The organism is Glaciimonas sp. GG7 (assembly GCF_052976905.1).
Genome location: NZ_JBRIIQ010000137.1, coordinates 1 through 7,907 on the forward strand (window position 1 = coordinate 1; position 7,907 = coordinate 7,907).

General features: G+C 45.4%; 5 protein-coding genes and 1 pseudogene. All 6 read left to right on the forward strand.

What is annotated here, in order from left to right; genetic code table 11:
- A pseudogene (gene tnpC / locus ACVBEF_RS19510) lies at window positions 1-709 on the forward strand (IS66 family transposase); the annotation flags it as partial.
- Between the two features lie 159 nt (window positions 710-868).
- The gene (locus ACVBEF_RS19515) at window positions 869-2,269 is read left to right on the forward strand and encodes a hypothetical protein (protein ID WP_447125582.1); all 1,401 of its coding nucleotides are present in this window, start codon (window positions 869-871) and stop codon (window positions 2,267-2,269) included.
- A 99-nt stretch (window positions 2,270-2,368) separates the two neighbouring features.
- Complete coding sequence (locus ACVBEF_RS19520) at window positions 2,369-2,839, forward strand: SycD/LcrH family type III secretion system chaperone (protein WP_447125583.1); 471 nt, start codon at window positions 2,369-2,371, stop codon at window positions 2,837-2,839.
- A 135-nt stretch (window positions 2,840-2,974) separates the two neighbouring features.
- A complete protein-coding gene (locus tag ACVBEF_RS19525) occupies window positions 2,975-5,236 on the forward strand; it encodes a hypothetical protein (protein ID WP_447125584.1) in 2,262 nt (753 codons plus the stop codon).
- A gap of 19 nt (window positions 5,237-5,255) precedes the next feature.
- Window positions 5,256-6,764, forward strand: a complete 1,509-nt coding sequence (locus ACVBEF_RS19530; protein WP_447125585.1) for a hypothetical protein — start codon at window positions 5,256-5,258, stop codon at window positions 6,762-6,764.
- 202 nt (window positions 6,765-6,966) lie between these two features.
- Window positions 6,967-7,907: hypothetical protein (locus ACVBEF_RS19535; RefSeq protein ID WP_447125586.1), on the forward strand; the 941-nt coding region annotated here is incomplete at its 3' end.

A 7,907-nucleotide genomic window follows, 5' to 3' on the forward strand; every position in this document is an offset into this window, starting at 1 on the left:
GCTGGCGGTGTGGTTTGCCTATTCGCCAAATCGCCAGGGCCTTCACCCGCAAACATATCTGGCTGGTTTCAGTGGCGTGCTGTAGGCGGACGCATTTGCCGGCTACGATAAAATCTTTACCGATGGTCGCGTTAAAGAAGTCGCCTGCATGGCGCATGCCCGGCGAAAGATGCATGATCTGCAGGTCCGTAAAGCGACACCGACGACGACCGAAGCGCTGCGCAGAATCGGCGAACTTTATGCGATTGAAGCGCAGATCCGCGGTCAACTTCCCGATGAACGACAACGCATACAACAACAACAAAGCCGTCCGTTGCTCGATCACTTTGAGAAATGGTTGCGCGAACGGCTGTTGATGCTCTCGACTCAGTCAGATACGACCAAGGCGATCAATTACATGCTCAACCAGTGGCAGGCCCTGGTGTATTACTGTGATGATGGCATCGCCGAAATCGACAACAATATCGCCGAGAATGCATTGCGAGGAGGTTGCCTGGGGCGTAAAAACTTCTTATTTCTGGGGGGCGACAGCGGCGGAGAGCGCGCGGCTGCCATGTACTCACTTATCGGATCGGCCCGCATGAACGGACTTGATCCGCAAGCCTATTTACGTCATGTCTTCACCTACATCGCTGATCATCCGATTAATCGGATTGACGAATTGCTGCCGTGGAACGTCGCCCATTTATTGCGCACGCGATCTGAATAAACACGATGTCAGTCAGATACGGCTGTCAAGAACGGTGCTGGAGTCACGCTTACACTCGTACCGGTCCAACTGTCGTTTCTAAATTTAACAATGCATCATAAATTTATCGCAGTGATGGAAAAAAAATTGTGGAATCCTGTCTAACGTTGCAGGAAACAGATGAGTGGCATCTGTGGCTGGCCCCAATCTGGGTACGATTTAACTTTTAAAATTGGACATAAAATGACAGCAGTAACGCATAATTTCTCAATAACACCGGCCTCTTATAGCAATAACATCGATACAGGTTTGGTAAAGAAAAATTCGGATCAAATGTCGCCGGTAAGTGGTGATTCTCTACAGTTTCAATTGCTTAAAACTAAGGTTGACGTAGTCCTGCAATTGATTGAATTAGTGCACGAATCTCTGGATCTGGAAGATGCTATTGAAAGTGTGGGTAATGATGAAGCTGATGTCAGCGATATCGAGCTTGAGGCGGCAGAGCAAGACAGCAATGTAGATCCTGATGGACGTAATGGTGGCGGTCATTCGGGGCAGGATCAATCAAAAGGTGAAGAACAGGATACGCAGGCCAAAGATGAGCAGGTATCTGCTAAAGGTAAGCGAAGTGCTGGAGTTCAGCAATACCGTGCTGATGTATCTAACTGGTTGGGAGCGGCAGAAGATTTTGTTGATGTTAGCCAGAAAATCCTGCGCAGTCCCCGTACTTTCTCTTCACCAGGTGCCTTCTCGCCAGGATCCAGTGTTGGTGCCGGTCCGACAGAAGAGGAAATGTGGTGGAAAGTAGATTCAAAAAATACCATCAACTATCAGCGAGATGAAAATCCCGACTTGGTATTTGCTCAGATAACGGCAGAGTACACACGGATCGTTGATAAATCTCTGATTCTTCAATTGAACGAGCAAAAAATGAAAAATGGCAGGATCGCTGACTACAACATGATCATGGAGAAGCTGCGCGCTATCTCTGGAGATAAAGATGATAAGGATCAAATCCCGGATGCGGATTTTGATGTGGAAATGGAACCTCATCCTGATTCGCCTATTCATGATTTGATGAAACAAGAAGCGGAGGATAAGAGGCTTGCAGCTCTCGAGAAGCTTAAAAATAATCCAGGGTACGCTGCTCTGGTGAGCAAAGGCGGGGTAGGTGAGCCGAAGTATTTCTATGAGAGCAAAGGAGAGATTTGGGGTTTCTGGCCTGGAGCAAATGGTAGTGATAAACAGGAAGATGGAGCGTGGTGGCATCCCTTAGACCGCAAGCCGAATGAATCGATAAAGGCCGACGTTATTGCTGTGTCAAAAGTCGACAAGAACAAGATATCGCTGCGGGATATGATGGCCAAGTACGGCTTGACGCCATTACCAACGACCGCCAAGTTAGCCAGGGTGATGCTTGAAACGACTAAGAGTCGTGTGGATACGGAGGCTGCTAATCTGCAATTGGATATGGTCCGTTTGAACAAGTTGAATAGCAATCGTAGTGAAGGCTACTCAATGTTGGCGAACAATAACAAACAGGTGTCGGACACACGTAATGGAATTATCAGTAAAACGTAATATCAGTAAAAAGTAGCGCCAGTCATGTAGGGAATGGGGGGCTTACCTCTTTCTCTGCATTGGCTTGAACTAATAAATATAAAACTAATTGGATATGTCATGAAAACAGAAGATCAAGATTTTCAGGAGCTGTTGGACTCCATGCAAAATGGCGAAACGATTGCTTCATTGCAGGGGATGAGTCTGCAAGATCTGGAGAAAATTTATCAAAAGGGTCATGATTTTTATGTTCAGGGAAACTACGCTGAGGCGCTCACGAACTTTGCTTTGACAGTCTATTATTATCCACTCGACAAGCGCTTCCACAAAGCCGCAGCCGCATGTTGTCAACGACTCGGACGCTTTGAACGTGCGCTACAACTGTATGCCGCAGCCGGGCTGATTGATCCGCTTGACCAGGCCACAGCGCTGTATGCGAGTGAATGTCTGATTGCAATGGGGCGGGAGGAAGATGCTCACAAAAAACTCACTTTAATTGTGCGTCATACCCGCGCAGATCCAAATAAAAGTGCGGTCAAGGACCAGGCCGAAGCTTTGCTAGCGCAATTGCGCGATCATCAAACGGCGTGATAAGTAAGACCGCATAATTTTAGACTATATAACCCCTCGCAGACAGTACGACTGTACGCCGAAGAGGAGGCAATGATGTAGATGCAGTTATGTGGACTTATTTAGCGCTACATCATAATTAACAGGAATGTAAACATGGCGTTGATAAATATTTCTCCGGTAACGTCCGTTACCAACTATCTCTATGAAGCTCCGCAAGCCAAGAGCACAGAAAAAGCGGATCAACCTCAAAAACCATCCAATATCGCAGAGCTGCATGTAGAAAAATTGCTGCTGGCAACTTACAAAGAGGCGGCAACAGAATTATTGTTCGTAATAGATGCAGGAGATAACGACGCTACTGTTTCCTTTCTGGAAGATACCGGGCTTGAGTTTGCAGCCGAAGATGCAGCTGGCGAAATAGATGATATCTCAGATTCAAGTGATGCAGATATTAGCGATAACCAGGATAGTGTCGATCCTGATGGCAAGGGTGGACAAGGTCATGGCGGTGGCGCTGAACAGGATGGTGAAACACGTCAATTCAATCAAATTGACGTCGAGGCTAAGACAGCAAAAAGTGTTGCTCATCAGCGTTCCTCACAACAGACCTCCACTTCATCCCGACTTTATGAGCACCGTAAAGCAGTGGTGTTTGCGTTGCAAACAAAAATAGCACAGGCCGATGTGTTGTTGAATCGCGATAGCACAGTATCACTGGAGAGGCGCGGAAATGTTTTCTTGGGTGATGCGACTGAAACAGACTATCTAATACTGATCAAACAATTATCAGCAGAGCTGGCCGATCTGATTGGGGTGGTAATGCGAGATCAAGCGCTCGTCTTGAAGGAGCGCAATGTCCAAATTAATGACCAGCAAGTGGCGATCGATGCTTTGGAAGCTCGGCGGACTGGTAACGTTGATAGTGCAGATAGCGTACCGGTTGATGTTGTTGAGTTGGATAAGAATAAATCCAATATCGGTCCCCAAAATTTCCCAGCCGATACCAAGCCAGAAGTGCTGAAGCAAGGCCGAATTCATCAGGTTGAGACGGCAACGCCGCCAGTAGAAAAATCGCCACTGAACAATACTCCTGCTCCTGGGGTTGCGCACAGTTCTTTCGGCACCTACATAAGTCCGACGAAAGAGGTATCCCAAGATGTATCTAAACAAGGTAAAGCTGATTCAGACAAACTTCAGGCACAAATCGATAGTCGCATTGAGACATTAAGAAATGAGCTGTCACAGCTTTCTATAGCACAGTACGTTGATATTCAGCGCATGCAAAAAATGTCATCTATCTATATGAAGGCGATGCAAATTGCAGGCGATATGGTTCTTCTTGGCTCAGTACCTTCAATTGCGTCTTTCGGCAAACTAATGGTTGATACCACTAGCGTGGATGCCCCCAAGAGCGAGCGCAGCCAGTTTTATCAGATGGATGGAATGCCGCTTCTGGCAGCACCGCAGCGATACGACAGCAACACGCCACCGATACCAGTTCCTAAGACGATTATCCAGGCACCGAATCCTGGCACTGTTGTTTCTGCTGATGATGCTGATAATGAACTTTTGGCGCTTGAGTTTGCGCTCTTTAAGGCGCGAAAAGACTTCGAAGAATTTACATCCGAAGCGTCGATTAATACCATTAAAAGTGACAAAGCAACGAAAGAATTGTTGACGGAAAAAAAACTGGAAGAGATGGATGAGCTGTTGAAAGCCATAGACAAGGTTATAAAGGATGAAAGTATTCTTTCCTGGTTCACTTTAGCATTTAGCGCAATTGTTGCAGTGGCTACATTTGTCGGAGGTGCTCTAACGTGTAATCCTGGTTTGATTGTCGCGGGTCTTTGCGCGCTATCGGATGTTATTGATGCCCTCGCGACTAAGTGCGGCTATGAGGGGCCGTCACTTTCAATTACGCATCATATAACTAAGCTCCTTGTCGATGCATTTGTAGGACTGGGGATGGATAAAGATGCAGCGCAGATTTTAGCGGTCGTTATCATAATTGTGGTTCAAGTCGCACTTACGGTAGGTGGACATTTTGCAGCAACGAAAATTTCGAAGATGACCAATTTATTTCAGGGCTCAAAATTCCAGCTGTATGCGGCACGGATCGAGACAGCTACGACAATGGTTTCGGGAGCCTCTACGGCTTCAACAGGTGGCATGAAGGTCAAACTAGCTTTCGATAAAAGAGATAATCGCGAGACGGAAATGAATCAGATGAGAATGCGATTAAAGCTGGCCGAACTACAGATGCTGATACAGAGAGGTACTGAGGATCTTAAAAAATTGATGGCTGACTCTCAATTTTTCTCCAAAGTATTCATGGCAATATTAATGGGCAATCGCGAATCAATTCGTCATATTCTCGGTACACCAGGCCAAAGCGCCACGTCAGTTACAGCATAATTAATTGAAAGGTTAAATAATGACAACTCATATTCCAGCAGCAGTTCCTGTTTCAGTTTTTAATAATTTTTTCGATATTAAATCAACGCAAGTCGAACGCCAATGTGTGACGCCCAACGACGTTGGCCAGCCACCAACATCAGAAGCATTTTCAGAGGCAACGAAAGGGGCCGGTGTGAGCGCGTCGCGCTGCGCTCAGCTTTATAACCCTACTGTGAATCCTGACGCTTCCGAGTTGGTTCATGATCTAAAAGTAAAAGCAGAAGCTGATCCAAAAGGAAATGCTGGTAAGCAGGAAATACTGGATAGCATCACACTTCCATTTGTCCTCAAAAATTTGCCCGGAGCGGATTCAGGTTCTCCAAACTTGACGTTTTTTATGCGACATAATGCGGCTGAGACAAAAGGCGATAACGTAACAATCCCTTCAAAAATGTCTACGAATGACTTGCTTAAAGAGTGTGATGAATTGCAGGTGAACGTACAGAAAACCAATGAATTCTTACGGACTCTGCCACAAGAGCAACAAGATGAAATTTTTGAAGTCATACATTTATCGCTCACACCGAGCATCAAGCTCATAGCTGACAGTCAAGATGAAATAATAAAAGTGGGATTTCACTTTGCGGAAGAAAGTGGTCTTGTTCCGCAAGGTACTTATGAAAAATTCACAGCCAAATATGGCTCAGCCGAACCTTTACTGCGTGCTGTACATATTAGATTTGAGAGCTCTGGAAAACCATTTGACGCGTCCGCCGTATACATGGTTTTTATCCAGATGTCGCAAAAAATGAGCGTGATGAGCCGAGTGCTCTCAAAGTCCGCACAGCAATCACTCATCGACAATACGATGAAACAATTAGCCGAGAAGAAGTTGGCAAGTGATAAACAATTTACTGCGGATGTCGTTTCTGCAACTACAGAAATTGTTAGCGGAGTAGTTACTTGTAGCGTAGCAGCTGGGCAAATGTATTCTTTAAGATCTTCGAATATAAAACCGAAGATCGAAATACCCGAGTTACCGGCGACTCCAAGTGTGCCATCTACACCAGTGAGTACGACGACGCAGGGTGGGGGGGCTACTTCTTCCCGGATTCTTGTCCAGGGTAAGGATGGTCGGCTAAGCTCTCACCAAACTCATCCATCGCAGAACACCAATAATGGGCAAGCGAATAGTGCTAAAAATAAGCAAAACCCTGCTAATAAAACAGATCCGAATCCCCAGGTTTCCCCTGACACGGAATTGTTTGACCGGAATCGGAATCAACAAATTTCTGATTTCAGTAGGGGACTGTCTGATGTCATTAAAGGCTCGGGTAAATTGGCAGTCGCTTTCATTACACGAGATGTCAGGGAGCACGAAATGAAAGTAGAGGAATTCAAATTAAATGGCGATTTGGCGCGCATGAAGCATGACGATTTAAATCAAGCATCTTTGAAATTCATCGCTCTGGTTGGGACATTGATGGCTGGTTATGTAGCAATGGAACAGTCTAAAGCAGATACGAACCGCTCGCTAATACGATAGTTTTCTATGTTTTTTAGGTTGATTTCAACCAGTGTATTTTAGTCAGACCAATTGAATAGCGGTGCTAAATCGATGATTTTTAGGTGATTTAGTGCCATACATTTAATTGGTCTTTTCGTCATGCTGTGCAGTGATAAGTACGCACTAAAAATATAGTGATTCTGCGCGGGTGAGGTAGGTTAATTATTTTGGAGTAGATGAAATGGCTGTAACATCAATGTCGGTAGGACAGAATAATCCAGTCTCAGTAGCTAATTATTCTCAAAGTGTGCAAGACGATATCCACAGTAGTTTTACCCGCGATGGAAATACGACATATTTTCAGAAAGGAGTGTATGAACACACATTTATTGAGGCTCATCTTTCCAATATAGCGTGTTCTAGTGCGCCCGATGTAAAAGTTCAATATGCAGATGGAAAGCCATGTGGGGTAGAGGTCCGAACTGATGGTAAAAAACCTATAAACTTCGACTTCGACCATCCTTATATGGTGAAACTAATTGATGATTATTCAGGACTGGTGGGAGGTCAACAGTTCGAACTGGCCAAATGTATAACGGTTACACCAACGCAAGCGAAGGATGGTACATGGTCTATAGATTTCCTTATGCGTTCGCCTCCAGAGCCAACATATGCAGAGCCAACATATGCAGAGTCAACACATGATATTTTTAATCCAATCTATGAAACCACGAGAGATCTTGAAGATAAAAAATCCTCGATCTTATCTCCTGAAAAATTCACAGTTGGTGACCTCCATCCTCCTCAAGAACTACCTTCATCTACTTCAACTACTGTAGTAATTCACAGGTTTTATCCTAGCCCTGTTTTGGATGAGGAACAGAAAGATCCAAAGTTGGTGGTGGAGCCTATAACTGTGGATATGGGGACAGATACGGACATGCCACCTGATGCGCCAGGTACGAAAGATAAGGAAACGTTGCCACCTAGTGCGCCAGGAACGAAAGATAAGGAAACGTTGCCACCTAGTGCACCAGGAACGAAAGATCAGGAAACGTTGCCACCTAGTGCACCAGGAACGAAAGATCAGGAAACGTTGACACCTGATGCACCAGGAACGAAAGATAAGGAAACGTTGCCACCTAGTGCACCAGGAACGAAAGATCAGGAAACGTTGCCACC

Bases quoted from the DNA above. Each gene is read 5' to 3' on its own strand.
- ACVBEF_RS19515 (WP_447125582.1), top strand. From the start codon at position 869: ATGAGTGGCATCTGTGGCTGGCCCCAATCTGGGTACGATTTAACTTTT.
- ACVBEF_RS19520 (WP_447125583.1), top strand. From the start codon at position 2,369: ATGAAAACAGAAGATCAAGATTTTCAGGAGCTGTTGGACTCCATGCAA.
- ACVBEF_RS19525 (WP_447125584.1), top strand. From the start codon at position 2,975: ATGGCGTTGATAAATATTTCTCCGGTAACGTCCGTTACCAACTATCTC.
- ACVBEF_RS19530 (WP_447125585.1), top strand. From the start codon at position 5,256: ATGACAACTCATATTCCAGCAGCAGTTCCTGTTTCAGTTTTTAATAAT.